Raw genomic sequence first — 17,142 nt, 5'->3', positions numbered from 1 at the left:
CAGATGACGATGTTCGACACCGTTCTGGTCGCCAACCGCGGCGAGATCGCGGTCCGGGTGATCCGGACCCTGCGCGAACTGGGTGTACGGTCCGTCGCCGTCTTCAGCGACGCGGACGCCGACGCCCGGCATGTACGGGAGGCCGATACGGCGGTGCGGATCGGACCCGCACCCGCCGCCGAGAGCTATCTCAGCGTGCCCGCGCTGATGGAGGCCGCCCGCCGCACCGGCGCGCAGGCCGTGCACCCGGGGTACGGATTCCTCGCCGAGAACGCGGGGTTCGCTCAGGCGTGCGCGGACGCGGGGCTCGTCTTCATCGGGCCGCCCGCCTCCGCGATCTCGCTGATGGGCGACAAGATCCGGGCCAAGGAGACCGTCGCGGCGGCCGGAGTTCCGGTCGTGCCGGGGTCCTCCGGCAGCGGGCTCAGCGACACACAGCTCGCCGATGCGGCGCGCACGATCGGTATGCCGGTGCTGCTCAAGCCCTCGGCGGGCGGCGGCGGCAAGGGCATGCGGCTGGTGCGCGACGAGGCGCTCCTCGCCGACGAGATTGCCGCCGCCCGGCGCGAGGCGCGTGGCTCGTTCGGGGACGACACCCTGCTCGTGGAACGGTGGATCGACCGGCCGCGCCACATCGAGATCCAGGTCCTGGCCGACGGTCACGGGAACGTGGTGCATCTCGGCGAGCGCGAGTGCTCGCTCCAGCGCCGCCACCAGAAGATCATCGAGGAGGCGCCGTCCGTCCTGCTCGACGAGAAGACCCGGGCGGCGATGGGCGAGGCGGCAGTCCAGGCGGCCCGCTCCTGCGGGTATGTCGGCGCGGGCACGGTGGAGTTCATCGTCCCGGGCAACGACCCCGCGTCGTACTACTTCATGGAGATGAACACCCGCCTCCAGGTCGAGCACCCGGTCACCGAACTGATCACCGGCCTGGACCTGGTCGAGTGGCAGCTGCGGGTCGCCTCCGGCGAACAACTCCCGTACAAGCAGGCGGACATCACGCTCACCGGGCATGCGATCGAGGCCCGGATCTGCGCCGAGGACCCGGCCCGCGGCTTTCTGCCGTCCGGCGGCACGGTGCTCTCCCTCGGCGAGCCGAACGGCCAGGGTGTACGGACCGACTCGGGTCTCAGCGAGGGGGTCGAGGTCGGCAGTCTGTACGACCCGATGCTCTCGAAGGTCATCGTCCACGGACCCGACCGGGCCACGGCGCTGCGGCGGCTGCGCACCGCCCTGTCGGAGCTGGTGATCCTGGGCGTGCCGACCAATGCCGGATTCCTTCGCCGGCTGCTCGCCCACCCGGCGGTGGTGGCGGGCGATCTCGACACCGGGCTGGTGGAGCGCGCGGTGGACGGGCTGGTGCCGGACGGGGTGCCGGAGGAGGTGTACGCGGCGGCGGCGCTGCTGCGGCAGCCGGCCGCCAGGGGCACCTCGCCCGGGGCCGGCTCAGGTTGGGTCGACCCGTTCTCGGTGGCCGACGGCTGGCGGCTGGGCGGCGCTCCCGCCCGCACGGTCCGCCACTTCCGGCTGCCGGGCCACGACCCGGTGCAGGTCGGCGTGCGCTCCTGTCCGGCGGGCACCGAGCTGACGTTCGGTCATGTCGGTGAGGGCGCACTGCCGCCGGCGCCCGCGACGGGCACCTGCGGCCCACTGGCCCCACTGCCCGGCGGCATGGAGACAGCCAGGGTCATCGATGTCTCCGCCCACCGGCTCACCTTCGAACTCGCCGGTGTCACGCATACGTTCACCCATGCCACCTCGCCGGAGGGGACCTGGCTGGGCCGAGACGGCGACACCTGGCACGTACAGGACCACGACCCCGTGGAGGCGTCCCTCAGCGGCGCCGCACACGGCGGCGCGGACACGCTCGCCGCGCCCATGCCGGGCACGGTCACCGTGGTGAAGGTGGCCGTCGGGGACGAGGTCGTCGCCGGGCAGAGCCTGCTCGTCGTGGAGGCGATGAAGATGGAGCACGTCATCTCCGCCCCGCACGCCGGGACCGTCACCGAACTCGATGTGACGGCCGGTACCACCGTCGCCATGGACCAGGTGCTGGCCGTGGTGGTTCCGAGCGAGGAGGAAGCATGACCGCCGGGAACCTGCCCATGACCGTGCCCGCACCGGATCTGCCCGCCCGGGTGCGCATCCACGAGGTCGGCGCCCGCGACGGTCTGCAGAACGAGAAGGCGGTCGTCCCGACCGAGGTGAAGGCGGAGTTCATCCACCGCCTCGCCGCGGCCGGCCTGACCACCATCGAGGCAACCAGCTTCGTCCATCCGAAGTGGGTGCCCCAACTCGCCGACGCGGAGGACCTTTACCCCCGCCTCGGGGACATCGAGGGGGTCGCGCTCCCCGTGCTCGTACCGAACGAACGCGGGCTGGACCGCGCCCTCGCTCTCGGTGCGCGCCGGATCGCCGTGTTCGGGTCGGCGACCGAGACGTTCGCCGCCCGCAATCTGAACCGCACGGTCGCCGAGTCGCTCGCCATGTTCGAGCCCGTCGTCGCCCGCGCCAAGGCGGACAAGGTGCACGTCCGCGGCTATCTGTCGATGTGCTTCGGCGACCCGTGGGAGGGCCCGGTCCCCGTCCACCAGGTCGTGCGCGTCGCCAAGGCGCTGATGGACCTCGGCTGCGACGAACTCTCCCTGGGCGACACCATCGGCGTCGCCACCCCCGGCCATGTGCAGGATCTGCTCTCCGAGCTGAACGAGGAGGGAGTGCACACCAACACCATCGGGGTGCACTTCCACGACACGTACGGCCAGGCGCTCTCCAACACCCTCGCGGCGCTCCAGCACGGTGTCGCCACCGTGGACGCCTCCGCGGGCGGCCTCGGCGGCTGCCCGTACGCGAAGAGCGCCACCGGAAATCTCGCCACCGAAGACCTCGTGTGGATGCTCCACGGCCTCGGCATCGAAACCGGGGTCGATCTCGACGCGCTCACCGCCACCAGCGTGTGGCTCGCCGAACAACTGGGCCGCCCGAGCCCGTCCCGTACCGTCCGCGCGCTCTCGGTTCAATAAACACAGTCCCACAAGGAGTGACCCCCGCCATGTCCCTGGATCACCGGCTGACCGCCGAACACGAGGAACTGCGCCGCACCGTCGAGGAGTTCGCGCACGACGTGGTCGCCCCGAAGATCGGCGACTTCTACGAGCGCCACGAGTTCCCGTACGAGATCGTGCGCGAGATGGGGCGGATGGGCCTGTTCGGGCTGCCGTTCCCGGAGGAGTACGGCGGCATGGGCGGAGACTATCTCGCCCTCGGGATCGCCCTGGAGGAGCTGGCCCGCGTCGACTCGTCCGTGGCGATCACCCTGGAGGCCGGGGTCTCACTCGGCGCCATGCCGGTCTACCGGTTCGGTACGGAGGAGCAGAAGCAGCAGTGGCTGCCGAAGCTCTGCTCGGGCGAGGCACTGGGTGCCTTCGGACTGACCGAGCCGGACGGCGGGTCGGACGCGGGCGCCACCCGGACGACGGCCGTGCGCGACGGGGACGAGTGGGTGATCAACGGCTCCAAGTGCTTCATCACCAACTCCGGTACGGACATCACCGCGCTGGTCACGGTCACGGCGGTGACCGGGCGCAAGGACAACGGCGCCCCGCTCATCTCGTCGATCGTCGTGCCGTCCGGCACCCCCGGCTTCACGGTCGCCGCTCCGTACTCCAAGGTCGGCTGGAACGCGTCGGACACCCGTGAGCTGTCCTTCTCGGACGTGCGGGTCCCGGCGGCGAACCTGCTGGGCGAGGAGGGCCGCGGGTACGCGCAGTTCCTGCGGATCCTCGACGAGGGACGGATCGCGATCTCGGCGCTGTCCACGGGTCTGGCGCAGGGCTGTGTGGACGAGTCGGTGAAGTACGCCAAGGAGCGGCACGCCTTCGGCCGGCCGATCGGCGCCAACCAGGCCGTCCAGTTCAAGATTGCGGACATGGAGATGCGGGCGCACATGGCCCGGATCGGCTGGCGGGACGCGGCGTCGAGGCTCGTGCACGGCGAACCGTTCAAGAAGGAGGCGGCGCTCGCCAAGCTGTACTCGTCGACGGTGGCGGTGGACAACGCGCGTGAGGCGACGCAGATCCACGGCGGCTACGGCTTCATGAACGAGTACCCGGTGGCGCGGATGTGGCGCGACTCCAAGATCCTGGAGATCGGCGAGGGTACGAGCGAGGTGCAGCGGATGCTGATCGCGCGGGAGCTGGGGCTGCCTGCCTGAGGGATGTGAGGCAGGACTCCGCAGCCGCCGTGCGTCGAGCACCCGACGCACGGCGGAACCTCCCTCCGGTGGCCAGGTGTTCTTCGAGCGCGATGATCTCCAGGAGTCAGCGGTGGCCTTTCCTGCGCCACGAGCAGACCGCCACGATTCAGCGCGGAGCACCGCCCGCCGAGAACCGCCGCGGCACATGCCCTAAGGGCTGTCCCGTAGGACGTCGCAGCGCGGGCAATTCGTTCGACAGGTCCGGGACCGCCCCGGCAGAGTCTGTTCATGGACCCCCAGCACTGGCCCCTGTACGGGCTCCGCATCCGCACGCCCCGCCTGGAACTCCGCCTGCCGGACCTGGAGTTGCTCGACGAACTGGCAGGCGTCGCCGCCGACGGAGTGCATGCGCCGGACAGCATGCCGTTCACCGTGCCCTGGACCGACGGCCCGCCCGCCGAACGCGGCCGGGCCGTGTACCAGCATGTGCTGTCCACCGTCGCCAACTGGTCGGTACGGGAGTGGGTCCTGAGCCTCGTCGTGCTGCACGAGGGCAAGGTCGTCGGACGGCAGGACCTCGGGGCGCGCGACTTCGCGGTGACCGGTGAGGTGCACACCGGGTCGTGGCTGGGGCTGGTGCACCAGGGCCAGGGCATCGGCACCGAGATGCGGGCCGCCGTGCTGCATCTGGCGTTCGCCGGGCTCGGCGCCCAAAGCGCGATCTCGTCCGCGATGACGGACAACCCCCGTTCGCTGGGCGTCTCGCGCCGGCTCGGCTATCTGCCCGACGGGCTGGAGGTGGCCGCGCTGCGGGGCGCTCGCGTCACCCTGCAGCGACTGCGGATCGACCGCGACCGCTGGGAGGAGCACCGCACCGTCGATGTGCGGATCGCCGGACTCGACGCGTGCCGGAAGGAATTCGGCGGATGACGCTCCTGGTGCACACCTTCGTACGGGGGAGGAGCGGCAAGCCGCACCTCCTCGACGACCCCCCGGACGGCGGCGACACGGCGGGGTTCGAGAGCTGCCGGACCGACTTGTGGGGGTCGGAGCGGGTCCGGGCGCTCGGGGCGCGATTCCTGCCGGAACTCGCGTCCTACGACCTGTACGTCGAACCGGAGGACATCGAGGACTTCCTCGCCGAGTGCGAACTGCTGCGCCCGCACGCGGGGGAGCTCGACGCGCACTGCGGCTACCGCGAGGGCTATGTGGGCGAGCGGTTGGCGAACATCACCGCTGCGGCCCGGCGGGCCCAGGACGTCGGCGGCGGGGTGCTCGTCTGGTAGCCGGGCCGGTCGGGCAGGCCGCCCCCTGGACAGTTAGTGAGGTTAGGCTAACCTACCTTTGAACTCGTCAGCGGGCGCCCACCGGCGCGTACGAAAGCAGACACACCCATGCCCAAGGTCCGGACCACCCCCCTCTCCCGTCGCGGCCTGCTTGCCGCCGGCGGCGCCGTCGGTCTCGGCGCCGTACTCGCAGCGTGCGGCGACAGCGACTCGAAGGACTCCGGCTCCGGCTCGGGTTCGAGTGCCGAGAAGTCCGGGCCGTGGACGTTCAAGGACGACCGCGGCCAGACCGTGAAGGCCGCAAAGGTCCCGAAGAACATCGTCGCCTTCACCGGTGTCGCCGCCGCCCTCCACGACTACGGCATCGAGGTCAAGGGCGTCTTCGGCCCGACGAAGACCAAGGACGGCAAGGCCGATGTGCAGGCCGGCGACCTCGACGTCGGCAAGGTCGAAATCCTCGGCAACGTCTGGGGCGAGTTCAACGTCGAGAAGTACGCGGCGCTCGGCCCGGAGCTGCTCGTGACCGCCATGTGGGAGAAGGACGCCCTCTGGTACGTGCCGGACGAGTCCAAGGACAAGATCCTGAAGCTGGCCCCGAGCGTGGCCCTGTGGGCCGCCCAGACCACCGTCCCCAAGGCGATCCAGCGCCACGAGGATCTCGCCGCCTCCCTCGGCGCCGACGTCAAGGCCGCCGCGGTGACCGACGCCAAGGCCCGCTTCGAGAAGGCCGCGGCCCGGCTGCGCGCCGCCGCCAAGTCCAAGCCGAACATCAAGGTCGTGATCGGCTCGGCCAGCCAGGACCTCTTCTACGTCTCGCTCGCCAAGATGTCCGCGGACACCCTGTACTTCCAGGAGCTGGGCGTGAAGTTCGTCGAGCCGAAGGTCAACGCCGCGGGCTTCTTCGAGGAGCTGAGCTGGGAGAACGTCGACAAGTACGGCGCCGACATCATCATGATGGACAACCGCTCCTCGGCCCTGCAGCCCGACGCCCTGACGTCCAAGCCGACCTGGGCGCAGCTGCCCGCCGTCAAGGCCGGTCAGGTCATCCCGCGTACCACCGAGCCGATCTACTCCTACGACAAGTGCGCGCCGATCCTCGAGGACCTCGCGAAGGCCATCGAGGACGCGAAGAAGGTCAGCTGACCGAGCGCCAGGCACCCTCCCCTCCGGCCCGGCCCGGGTTGTCCCCCGGCCGGGCCGGGCCGTTTCCCTTCGCTTCCCGGTTCCTGGAAGGAGCCCTCGCATGACGACCGCAGCCGCACCCCCCGTCGCCCCCTTCCGGTTCTTCGGCCTGACGGTCACCCGGACCAGGCGGCTGGGACCCTCCATGCTCCGGATCACCTTCGGCGGTCCGGGGCTCGACGGCTTCGCCGCCGGGGGCCGCGACCAGAGCCTGTCTTTGTTCCTGCCCCACCCCAACCAGCCGGAACCAGTCGTTCCGGTCGACAAGGACGGCAACTGGTTCGCCGCGTGGCGCGCCCTGCCCGAGGACATACGGGCCGTCATGCGCTCGTACACCGTCCGCGCGCAGCGCCGCGCTCCCGACGGATCGACCGAAATCGATATCGACTTCGCACTGCACGAGGACGGCGGACCCGCCTGCCGCTGGGCCGCCACCGCCGCCCCCGGAGATCTCCTCAAGGCGCTCGGCCCGGCCGTCGAGGACAACACGGCCGTCCGCTTCCGGCCCCCGGAGGACACCGACTGGGTGCTGATCTGGGCCGACGAGACGGCGCTGCCCGCCGCGTCGGCAGCCCTGGAGTGGCTGCCCGCCCGCATGCGGGCCCGCGTCTGGCTCGAGGTCCAGCACACCGAGGACCGCCAGGCGCTCACCACCGCGGCCCGCGCCCGGATCAGCTGGCTCGTCCGGGACGAGGGCGCACCGTCCGCCGTGGACGCCGTACGCGCCGCCGAGCTGCCCGAGGGAACCCCGTACGTCTGGATCGCGGGCGAGTCGTCGAATGTACGGGCGCTGCGCCGCCATCTGGTCCAGGAGCGCCGGTTCGACCGCAGGCGGGTGACGTTCGTCGGCTACTGGCGTCGCGGGATGAGTGAGGAGCAGCTGCGCGCGGAAGCGGCCACCGAGGACGCGTGATCCGGACAACTTCGGCGTCCCGTGGGGGGCGAGGGAACAACTCGATGTGAAGTTAGGTTAGGCTAACCTTACTTCGACATCGAGCCCTCGCCCCCCATTCCTCTGCCCTGAGGGCGCCGATGAAGTTTCCCCGCATCCGGGAGGACCCCTTCATGCGTTCGCACCTGCTCAATGACTCGACCGCGGAGCACTACCGTCGCTCCGTGACCGCAGGGGTCGAACGGGTCGCAGCCAAACTCGCCGCCACCGACCGGCCGTTCTCCGGGATCTCCGTCGACGAGCTCTCCCCGGTCGTCGACGCGATCGATCTGGACCGTCCGTTGGGCGATGCGTCCGCCGCCCTCGACGAGCTCGACCGCGTCTATCTCCGTGACGCCGTCTACTTCCACCACCCCCGCTACCTGGGCCACCTCAACTGCCCGGTGGTCATCCCCGCCGTCCTCGGTGAAGCCGTCCTCTCGGCCGTCAACTCCTCCCTGGACACCTGGGACCAGAGCGCGGGCGGCACCTTGATCGAGCGCCGGCTGATCGACTGGACCGCGGCCCGGATCGGCCTCGGCCCGGCCGCCGACGGCATCTTCACCAGCGGGGGCACGCAGTCCAACCTGCAGGCCCTGCTGCTCGCCCGCGAAGAGGCCAAGTCCCGCCCCGGGCAGTTCGACCGACTGCGGATCCTCACCTCCGAGTGCAGCCACTTCAGCGTCCAGAAGTCGGCGAAACTCCTCGGTCTCGGACCGGACTCCGTCGTCTCCGTCCCCGTCGACCGGAACAAGCGCATGCAGACCGTGGCCCTCGCCCGCGCCCTTGAGCAGTGCGCCGCCGAGGGTGCCGTCCCGATGGCGGTCGTCGCCACCGCGGGCACCACGGACTTCGGCTCGATCGACCCCCTGCCCGAAATCGCCGCGCTCTGCCAGCAGTTCTCCACCTGGATGCATGTCGACGCCGCGTACGGCTGCGGGCTGCTCGCCTCCGGCGAGCGCCGCCATCTCCTCGACGGCATCGAGCACGCCGACTCCGTGACCGTGGACTACCACAAGTCCTTCTTCCAGCCGGTGAGTTCCTCGGCCGTGCTGGTCCGCGACCGGGCCACCCTGCGCCACGCCACGTACCACGCGGAGTACCTCAACCCGCAGCGCATGGCCGCCGAGCGCATCCCCAACCAGGTCGACAAGTCCCTGCAGACCACACGCAGATTCGACGCACTCAAACTGTGGATGACTCTGCGCGTCATGGGCGCGGACGGCATCGGCGAGCTCTTCGACGAGGTCTGCGACCTCGCCGCCGAGGGCTGGCAGCTGCTCACCGCCGACCCGCGTTTCGACGTCGTCGTCGAGCCGCAGCTCTCCACGCTGGTGTTCCGCTGCGTCCCGGACGCCGTCACCTCACCCGCCGAGATCGACCGCGCCAACCTCTACGCCCGCAAGGCGCTCTTCGCCTCCGGCGAGGCCGTCGTCGCCGGGACGAAGGTCGGCGGCTGCCAGTACCTGAAATTCACCCTGCTCAACCCCGAAACGACCGCACAGGACATCGCCGCGGTCCTCGACCTGATCGCCGGCCACGCCGAGCAGTACCTGGGAGACTCTCTTGACCGCGCTTCCTGACCCCCACGACTTCATCGGGATCGGCCTCGGCCCGTTCAATCTCGGCCTCGCCTGCCTGACCGAACCCATCGACGAACTCAGCGGTGTGTTCCTGGAGTCCAAGCCGGACTTCGAGTGGCACGCCGGGATGTTCCTCGAAGGCGCCCATCTCCAGACGCCGTTCATGTCGGACCTGGTGACGATGGCCGACCCCACCTCGCCGTACTCCTTCCTCAACTACCTGAAGGAACGCGGGCGGCTGTACTCCTTCTACATCCGGGAGAACTTCTACCCGCTGCGGACCGAGTACAACGACTACTGCCGTTGGGCCGCCGCCCGGCTGAGCAGCGTCCGCTTCAACGAGACCGTCGAGTCGGTCACGTACGACGAGAGCACCGCTCTCTACACCGCCCGCACCCTTGCCGGAAGCGCCTTCCGCGCCCGGCACCTGGTACTGGGCACGGGAACTCCGCCGTACATCCCGGAGGCGTGCCGGGACCTGGGCGGCGACTTCCTGCACAACTCCCGCTACCTGGAGAGAAAGGCAGCCCTCCAGGCGAAGGAGTCCATCACTCTCGTCGGCAGCGGGCAGAGCGCGGCGGAGATCTACTACGACCTGCTCTCCGAGATCGATGTGCACGGCTACCGACTGAACTGGGTGACACGCTCACCGCGGTTCTTCCCGCTGGAGTACACCAAGCTGACGCTGGAGATGACCTCCCCCGAGTACATCGACTACTTCCACACCCTGCCCGAACAGACCCGCTACCGGTTGGAGTCCGGCCAGAAGGGGCTCTTCAAGGGCATCGACGGCGAACTGATCGACGCGATCTTCGACCTGCTCTACCAGAAGAACCTGCCCGGACCGGTCCCCACCCGCCTCCTCACCAACTCCGCCGTGCGCAGTGCGCGGTACGAGGAGAGCAGCGGCACATACACGCTCGGCCTGCACCAGGAGGAGCAGGACAAGGAGTACAGCCTCACCACCGAGGGGCTGATCCTCGCCACCGGCTACCGCTACACCCCGCCGGCCTTCCTGGAGCCGATCACCGCACGGCTGCGCCACGACAGCCACGGCCGCTTCGACGTGGCCCGCAACTACTCCATCGACACCACCGGGCGCGGCGTCTTCCTGCAGAACGCGGGCACGCACACCCACTCGATCACCTCGCCCGACCTGGGCATGGGTGCCTACCGCAACGCGTACATCATCGGCGAGCTGCTCGGCCGTGCGTACTACCCCGTCGAGAAGTCCATCGCCTTCCAGGAGTTCGCCGTATGAACACCGACCTCGGTACGTTCACCGTCCGCGCCCTCGATCCCTCCCCGACCTCTCGGCCCGGTCCGAGCGGATCAGGCTCCATGTCCGACGCCGAACTGGTGCACAACTGGGTCACCCACCCCAAGGCGTCCTTCTGGCTGATGGGCGACGCCCGGCTGCAGGACGTCGAGCGGGAGTACATGGCGATCGCCGCCAACCCGCACCACGACGCGTTCATAGGACTGCACAACGGAGAGCCCGCCTTCCTGATGGAGCGGTACGACCCCGCCGAGGTGGAGCTCAAGGGGCTGTACGAGGCCGAGCCGGGCGACATCGGGATGCACTTCCTCGTCGCCCCGACGGACACCCCGCTGCACGGGTTCACGCACGCCGTGATCACCACTGTGCTGGAGACGCTGTTCGCCGATCCGTCGGTACGCCGGGTCGTCGTCGAACCGGACGTCCGCAACACGGCCGTGCACGCGCTCAACAAGGCCGTGGGCTTCGAGGTCCTCCGCGAGATCGCCAAGCCGGAGAAGACCGCCCTGCTCAGCGCCTGTACCCGGGAACAGTTCCACGCCGCGCGCGCAGGAGAGGCCCGATGACCACCACCGCCGCCGTCGCGCACCTCACCCCCGAGCGCTGGGCCACCGCCAACCGGCAGCTCGTCCGCAAAGCCCTCGCCGAGTTCGCCCACGAGCGGCTGCTGACCCCCGAGCCGCTCGGCACCGGCCTCTACGCCGTGCGCAGCGACGACACGGCGACCGAGTACCGTTTCGCCGCCCGGCGCTTCGCGCTCGACCACTGGCAGGTCGACGCCGCCTCCGTCACCCGCCACCGGCACGGCACCGAACTGCCCCTGGACGCACTGGAATTCTTCGTCGAACTACGCGAGACGCTGGGGCTTTCGGCGGAGATCCTGCCGGTCTACCTGGAGGAGATCTCCTCCACGCTGGCCGGAACCGCGTACAAACTCACCAAGGAACCGGTGACCTCCGCCGCGCTCGTCGCCGCCGGATTCCAGGCGATCGAGACGGGCATGACCGAGGGCCACCCCTGCTTCGTCGCCAACAACGGGCGGCTCGGCTTCGGCATCGACGAGTACCGCGCGTACGCCCCCGAAGCGGCGAGCGCGATCCGGCTGGTCTGGCTCGCCGCCCACCGCGACCGCGCCACGTTCACAGCGGGCGCCGGGCTCGACTACGAGACGCTGATCAGCGGCGAACTGAGCGCGGAGACCCGGCAAAGGTTCGCCGACACGCTGACCGGCCTCGGGCTCGACCCCGACGACTACCTCCTCATCCCCGTCCACCCCTGGCAGTGGTGGAACAAACTGGCCGTCACCTTCGCCGGAGAACTCGCCCGGCACCGTCTGGTCTGCCTCGGCGAGAGCGACGACAGCTACCTCGCGCAACAGTCCATCCGCACCTTCTTCAACACCGGCAACCCGGAGAAGCACTACGTGAAGACGGCACTGTCCGTCCTGAACATGGGCTTCATGCGCGGGCTCTCCGCCGCGTACATGGAGGCGACGCCCGCGATCAACGACTGGCTGTCCGGGATCGTCGAGCGCGACGAGGTGCTGCGCGCGGCCCGGTTCTCGATCATCCGCGAGCGAGCGGCCATCGGCTACCACCACCGGACGTACGAGGCGGCCACCGCCAAGGGCTCGCCGTACCTGAAAATGCTCGCCGCGCTCTGGCGGGAGAGTCCGGTGCCCGGACTGACGCCGGGCGAACGGGTCGCGACCATGGCATCGCTCGTCCACTCCGACCACGAGGGCAACTCCGTCGCGGGCGCACTGATCGCCGAGTCGGGACTGGCCCCCGCCGACTGGCTGCGCCGCTACCTGGACGCCTATTTGGTGCCGGTGCTGCACAGCTTCTACGCGTACGACCTGGTGTACATGCCGCACGGCGAGAACGTCATCCTGGTCGTCGAGAACGGCGTCGTCACCCGCACGGTCTTCAAGGACATCGCCGAGGAGATCGCTGTCATGGACCCGGACGCGGTCCTGCCGCCCCAGGTCGAGCGGATCCGCGCCGAGGTCCCGGACGACATGAAACTGCTGTCGGTCCTCACCGACGTCTTCGACTGCTTCCTCCGCTTCCTGGGCGCCGGGCTCGCCACCGAGGGGATCCTCGACGAGGAGACGTTCTGGCGGACGGTCGCCGCCTGTGTGTCCGGCTACCAGGAGTCGGTGCCGCAGCTCGCGGACAAGTTCAAGCGGTACGACATGTTCACGGAGGAATTCGCACTGTCCTGCCTGAACCGGCTCCAGCTGCGCAACAACAAGCAGATGGTCGACCTGACGGACCCTTCGGGTGCGCTGCAGCTCGTCGGCACACTCAGGAACCCGATCGCGGGATTCTAGTGCCTTGACCGGCAACGGTTACCCCGATCGCCGGGCGGGTCCGGAAGATCGAACCCGCCCTGCGATCGGGGACGGAGCGTCCGCCGGACGCCCGGTCACCTCACTGCGCAGGCCACGGCACCTGCGCCGACCGGTAGTAGTCGATCCCCAGCGCGGCGAACCTCGGCCCCTGCGCCGCGAGCCGCACCTTGTACGCGTCCCAGTCATGCGTGGACGCAGGCGACCAGCCCAGCTCGGCAACGCCCGGCAGCCGCGGGAACGCCATCTGCTCGACCTCGTCGCTGTTCGTCACCGTCTCCGACCAGATCGGCGCCTCGACCCCGAGGATCGAGTCCTCCGGGGCGCCTTCGAGGTACGTCGACGGGTTCCAGTCGTACGAACGCTGCACCTCGACATAGCCGGCCCAGGCCAGGCCCAGCTTGGTGTCCTTGTCGTACTTCATGTCGAGGTACGTACGGTCCGCAGGGGACAGCACCAGCTTCGTGCCGTTCTTCGCCGCGTCCGCCACCTGCTTGCGCTCGGCGGCGCCCGTCCGGTCGTAACCCCAGTACTGGGCGACCGCGCCCGCGACGGGCGTGGCCCCGGTCAGCTGATGCCAGCCGACCACGGTCTTGCCGTACGTGCCGACGATTGCCTGCGCCCTGTTCATGAACGTCACGTAGTCGTCGTGGCTGGTGGAGTGCGCCTCGTCGCCGCCGATGTGGAGGTACTTGCCCGGCGTCAGCGCGGCCAGCTCACGGACCACGTCGTCCACGAACGTGTACGTGATCTCCTTCGGCACGCACAGCGAGCTGAAACCGACGCTCGTGCCGGTGTAGAGCGGCGGTGCGACCCCGTTGCAGTTCAGCTCGGCGTACGAGGCGAGTGCCGCATTGGTGTGGCCCGGCAGGTCGATCTCCGGGACGACCTCCAGGTAGCGCGAGGAGGCGTACCGGACGATCTCCTTGTAGTCGCTCTTGGTGTAGTAGCCGCCGACTCCCCCGCCGACCTCGGTCTGCCCGCCGTACGTGGCCAGCCGCGGCCAGGAGTCGATGGCGATGCGCCAGCCCTGGTCGTCGGAGAGATGCAGATGGAGCTTGTTCATCTTGTAGAGGGCGAGCTGGTCGATGTAGCGCTTGACCTCGGTGACGGAGAAGAAGTGCCGGGAGACATCGAGCATCGCGCTGCGGTACGCGTAGCGCGGCGCGTCCGTGACCGTGCCGCCCGCGACCTGCCACGGCCCCGCCTGGCGGCTGTTCTTCTCCACGTCCGCGGGGAGCAGCTGACGGAGCGTCTGGACGCCGTGGAAGAGGCCTGCCGGGCCGCGCGCGGTGATGGTGACGGATCCGGGGCTCGACTTCAGCGTGTAGCCCTCCGCGCCCAGCTCACTGTCGTGGGAACCGAGCCGGAGCCGGATGCCGTCGCTGCCCCCGCGGTCGGTGACCGGCAGGGCATACCCGGTGGAGGGGCGCAGTACGCCCGCCAGGTAGGTGCCGATCCTCCGGGTCTCGGCGGAGTCGCCGTCGACGCGGATCTTCGTTCCCGCGGTGATGGTGAACGGGGATCCGCCCGCCTTCACCTCGGCCGGGGCGGGCACGATCTGCCCGAGCGGACGGGGCGCGGTGGCGGAGGCCTGGCCGCTGTGCGCTGCGGCTCCCCCCGGAGCCGCGCCGACACTGGAGATTCCGGCCGCCGTGACGAGCAGCAGCGAGCCGAGCAGACGGGGAAGTGCGGTGCGCTGTGTCATGTGCAGTCTCACAAGCCGGGTCCCTTTCGACGGGTTCACACCTGTGGATCTCCTGAGCAACGAACCATCACCATGCGTATCGTGCGTCTCACGCGTGGTCAAGGTGTAGACCACTTCCCCGTTCCGCGACCGACGGAATCACCCGGCATGCGACCGCTGGAGGCTGCGCCGTCATCCCTGGCGGCACAGCGCGCACAGAAGGGCCGGAGTGGAGTAGCGGGCAGTCCTCCGGCGAGGGGTGGCGGGACGCCCGCCGCCGGGCGGGTTCACCGCCGCCGAGCAGGTCGGGCCGAAGCGCCTCGGAGTGACTCCCGGGCGGTTCCGGCACCGGTCCGGGCGCGAAGGAGAGTCTGATCACACTCACCCTTGCCCGAAATCGGGCAGAATTGTTGCGTTGAGGCCCCGTGCACCGCAATATCAACGAGTGCCTGAACGCCGCTCGTCACACGACGACCTCATCGATCACCTGGTGCGCTCCACCACGCTCCAGCGCGGCGAAGCCGCCCGGGTGATCCTCGATGTGCTGGCGTACTTCGACGAGACGACCGACGACTTCGTCCGCCGCCGCCACCGCGAACTGCAGTCCGGCGGCCTGGTGAACACGGAGATCTTCGAACGCATCGCGGCCGAGCTGCCGCACCGGGCGGTCGCGCCGCCGGAGCTCTCGCTCCGCCAGCTGCGCCGCATCGTCTACGGCTGAGCACCAGGCACCACAACGACGTCGATGGAGGGGCAGAGGTTCTATGTGCGGAATCGTCGGATATATCGGAAAGCGTGATGTGGCACCGCTGCTGCTGGAGGGGCTGCAGCGACTGGAGTACCGGGGGTACGACTCCGCGGGCATCGTCATCACCGGCAAGGCAGCGGCCGGAAAGCCCGCCACGCTGAAGATGGTCAAGGCGAAGGGCCGGGTCCGCGAGCTGGAGGCCCGCGTCCCCAAGCGCTTCACCGGCACCACCGGCATCGCCCACACCCGCTGGGCCACCCACGGCGCCCCGAGCGACGAGAACGCCCACCCGCACCTGGACGCCGAGAACAAGGTCGCCGTCGTCCACAACGGCATCATCGACAACGCCTCCGAGCTCCGTGCGAAGCTCGTCGCCGACGGCATCGTCTTCCTCTCCGAGACCGACACCGAGGTGCTGGTCCACCTGATCGCCCGCGCGCAGGCGGACACCCTCGAGGAGAAGGTCCGCGAGGCGCTTCGCTCCGTCGAGGGCACGTACGGCATCGCCGTCATGCACGCCGACTTCAACGACCGCATCGTCGTCGCGCGCAACGGCTCCCCGGTCGTCCTGGGCATCGGCGAGAAGGAGATGTTCGTCGCCTCCGACGTCGCCGCGCTGGTCGCCCACACCCGCCAGGTCGTCACCCTCGACGACGGCGAGATGGCCACCCTCAAGGCCGACGACTTCCGTACGTACACGACGGAGGGCTCGTCCACGACGGCCACGCCGACCACCGTGGAGTGGGAGGCCGAGTCGTACGACATGGGCGGCCACGACACGTACATGCACAAGGAGATCTCCGAGCAGGCCGACGCCGTCGACCGGGTGCTGCGCGGCCGCATCGACGACCGGTTCTCCACCGTGCACCTGGGCGGTCTCAACCTGGACGCCCGTGAGGCGCGCGGGGTCCGCAGGATCAAGATCCTGGGCTGCGGCACCTCGTACCACGCGGGCCAGATCGGCGCCCAGCTCATCGAGGAGCTGGCCCGCATCCCCGCGGACGCCGAGCCCGCCTCCGAGTTCCGCTACCGCAACCCGGTCGTCGACCCCGACACCCTGTACGTCGCGGTCTCCCAGTCCGGTGAGACCTACGACGTGCTGGCCGCCGTCCAGGAGCTCAAGCGCAAGGGCGCACGGGTCCTCGGTGTGGTCAACGTGGTCGGCTCGGCGATCGCCCGGGAGGCCGACGGCGGTACGTACGTCCACGCCGGCCCCGAGGTCTGCGTCGTCTCCACCAAGTGCTTCACCAACACGGTGGTCGCGTTCGCGCTGCTCGCCCTGCACCTGGGCCGCATCCGCGACCTGTCGGTCGCCGACGGCAAGCGGATCATCGAGGGGCTGCGCAGGCTGCCCGCGCAGATCACCGAGATCCTCGAGAACGAGGACGAGATCAAGAAGCTGGCCGCGGAGTACGCGGACGCCAAGTCGATGATGTTCATCGGCCGGGTGCGCGGCTACCCCGTCGCCCGTGAGGCCTCCCTGAAGCTCAAGGAGGTCTCGTACATCCACGCCGAGGCCTACCCGGCGTCCGAGCTGAAGCACGGCCCGCTGGCCCTGATCGAGCCCGCGATGCCGACGGTCGCGATCGTGCCGGACGACGACCTGCTGGAGAAGAACCGCGCCGCGATGGAGGAGATCAAGGCCCGCAGCGGCCGGATCCTCGCGGTCGCGCACCAGGTCCAGGAGAAGGCCGACCACACCATCGTCGTGCCGAAGAACGAGAACGAGCTGGACCCGATCCTGATGGGCATCCCGCTCCAGCTCTTCGCGTACCACACGGCGCTGGCCATGGGCCGCGACATCGACAAGCCGCGGAACCTCGCGAAGTCCGTCACCGTCGAGTAGCCCGCACCACCCGTACGGCAGGAGAGCGGCCCCGCACCACATCAGGTGCGGG

General features: G+C 69.6%; 14 protein-coding genes. 13 read left to right on the top strand and 1 reads right to left on the bottom strand.

Annotation, left to right across the window (positions count from 1 at the left end; genetic code table 11):
* The first annotated feature begins 9 nt into the window (after positions 1–9).
* From ACFU6I_RS04985 to ACFU6I_RS04935, 11 genes are all read left to right on the top strand, one after another.
* Positions 10–2,088 carry an acetyl/propionyl/methylcrotonyl-CoA carboxylase subunit alpha gene (locus ACFU6I_RS04985; RefSeq protein WP_384361913.1) on the top strand — a complete coding sequence of 693 codons (2,079 nt, stop codon included), beginning with the start codon at positions 10–12 and terminating at the stop codon, positions 2,086–2,088.
* On the top strand, positions 2,085–3,023 hold the full coding sequence (locus ACFU6I_RS04980; protein ID WP_384361663.1) for a hydroxymethylglutaryl-CoA lyase: 939 nt from the start codon (positions 2,085–2,087) through the stop codon (positions 3,021–3,023). The genes ACFU6I_RS04985 and ACFU6I_RS04980 overlap by 4 nt, the downstream gene beginning before the upstream one ends.
* A 29-nt stretch (positions 3,024–3,052) precedes the next feature.
* Positions 3,053–4,213: an acyl-CoA dehydrogenase family protein gene (locus ACFU6I_RS04975; protein ID WP_384361660.1), complete on the top strand. Its 1,161-nt coding sequence runs from the start codon at positions 3,053–3,055 to the stop codon at positions 4,211–4,213.
* A 270-nt stretch (positions 4,214–4,483) separates the two neighbouring features.
* Complete coding sequence (locus tag ACFU6I_RS04970; RefSeq protein ID WP_384361657.1) at positions 4,484–5,125, top strand: GNAT family N-acetyltransferase; 642 nt, start codon at positions 4,484–4,486, stop codon at positions 5,123–5,125.
* A complete protein-coding gene (locus ACFU6I_RS04965; RefSeq protein WP_384361654.1) occupies positions 5,122–5,481 on the top strand; it encodes a hypothetical protein in 360 nt (119 codons plus the stop codon). The genes ACFU6I_RS04970 and ACFU6I_RS04965 overlap by 4 nt, the downstream gene beginning before the upstream one ends.
* A 108-nt stretch (positions 5,482–5,589) precedes the next feature.
* Positions 5,590–6,624 carry an ABC transporter substrate-binding protein gene (locus tag ACFU6I_RS04960; protein ID WP_384361651.1) on the top strand — a complete coding sequence of 345 codons (1,035 nt, stop codon included), beginning with the start codon at positions 5,590–5,592 and terminating at the stop codon, positions 6,622–6,624.
* 100 nt (positions 6,625–6,724) lie between these two features.
* Positions 6,725–7,576 (top strand): siderophore-interacting protein, encoded by an 852-nt coding sequence (locus ACFU6I_RS04955; RefSeq protein WP_384361648.1) that lies wholly within the window; start codon positions 6,725–6,727, stop codon positions 7,574–7,576.
* 152 nt (positions 7,577–7,728) lie between these two features.
* Positions 7,729–9,177: a pyridoxal phosphate-dependent decarboxylase family protein gene (locus ACFU6I_RS04950; protein WP_384361645.1), complete on the top strand. Its 1,449-nt coding sequence runs from the start codon at positions 7,729–7,731 to the stop codon at positions 9,175–9,177.
* Positions 9,161–10,438 (top strand): lysine N(6)-hydroxylase/L-ornithine N(5)-oxygenase family protein, encoded by a 1,278-nt coding sequence (locus tag ACFU6I_RS04945; protein ID WP_384361642.1) that lies wholly within the window; start codon positions 9,161–9,163, stop codon positions 10,436–10,438. The genes ACFU6I_RS04950 and ACFU6I_RS04945 overlap by 17 nt, the downstream gene beginning before the upstream one ends.
* Positions 10,435–11,022 (top strand): GNAT family N-acetyltransferase, encoded by a 588-nt coding sequence (locus tag ACFU6I_RS04940; RefSeq protein ID WP_384361640.1) that lies wholly within the window; start codon positions 10,435–10,437, stop codon positions 11,020–11,022. The genes ACFU6I_RS04945 and ACFU6I_RS04940 overlap by 4 nt, the downstream gene beginning before the upstream one ends.
* On the top strand, positions 11,019–12,791 hold the full coding sequence (locus ACFU6I_RS04935) for an IucA/IucC family protein (RefSeq protein WP_384361638.1): 1,773 nt from the start codon (positions 11,019–11,021) through the stop codon (positions 12,789–12,791). The genes ACFU6I_RS04940 and ACFU6I_RS04935 overlap by 4 nt, the downstream gene beginning before the upstream one ends.
* Positions 12,792–12,891: 100 nt before the next feature.
* On the opposite strand, the gene ACFU6I_RS04930 is transcribed toward ACFU6I_RS04935, so the two are convergent.
* Positions 12,892–14,517 (bottom strand): beta-N-acetylhexosaminidase, encoded by a 1,626-nt coding sequence (locus ACFU6I_RS04930; protein ID WP_384361635.1) that lies wholly within the window; start codon positions 14,515–14,517, stop codon positions 12,892–12,894.
* A gap of 424 nt (positions 14,518–14,941) precedes the next feature.
* Between ACFU6I_RS04930 and ACFU6I_RS04925 the strand changes: the two genes are divergently transcribed.
* The gene (locus ACFU6I_RS04925; protein WP_266985378.1) at positions 14,942–15,217 is read left to right on the top strand and encodes a hypothetical protein; all 276 of its coding nucleotides are present in this window, start codon (positions 14,942–14,944) and stop codon (positions 15,215–15,217) included.
* A 43-nt stretch (positions 15,218–15,260) separates the two neighbouring features.
* A complete protein-coding gene (gene glmS, locus ACFU6I_RS04920; RefSeq protein ID WP_266985376.1) occupies positions 15,261–17,090 on the top strand; it encodes a glutamine--fructose-6-phosphate transaminase (isomerizing) in 1,830 nt (609 codons plus the stop codon).
* Positions 17,091–17,142: the final 52 nt, after the last annotated feature.

The organism is Streptomyces sp. NPDC057486 (assembly GCF_042802415.1).
Lineage (GTDB): Bacteria > Actinomycetota > Actinomycetes > Streptomycetales > Streptomycetaceae > Streptomyces > Streptomyces yanii.
The sequence above is the reverse complement of the archived record's forward strand: the minus strand, read 5'-3'. Positions and strand labels throughout refer to the sequence as shown.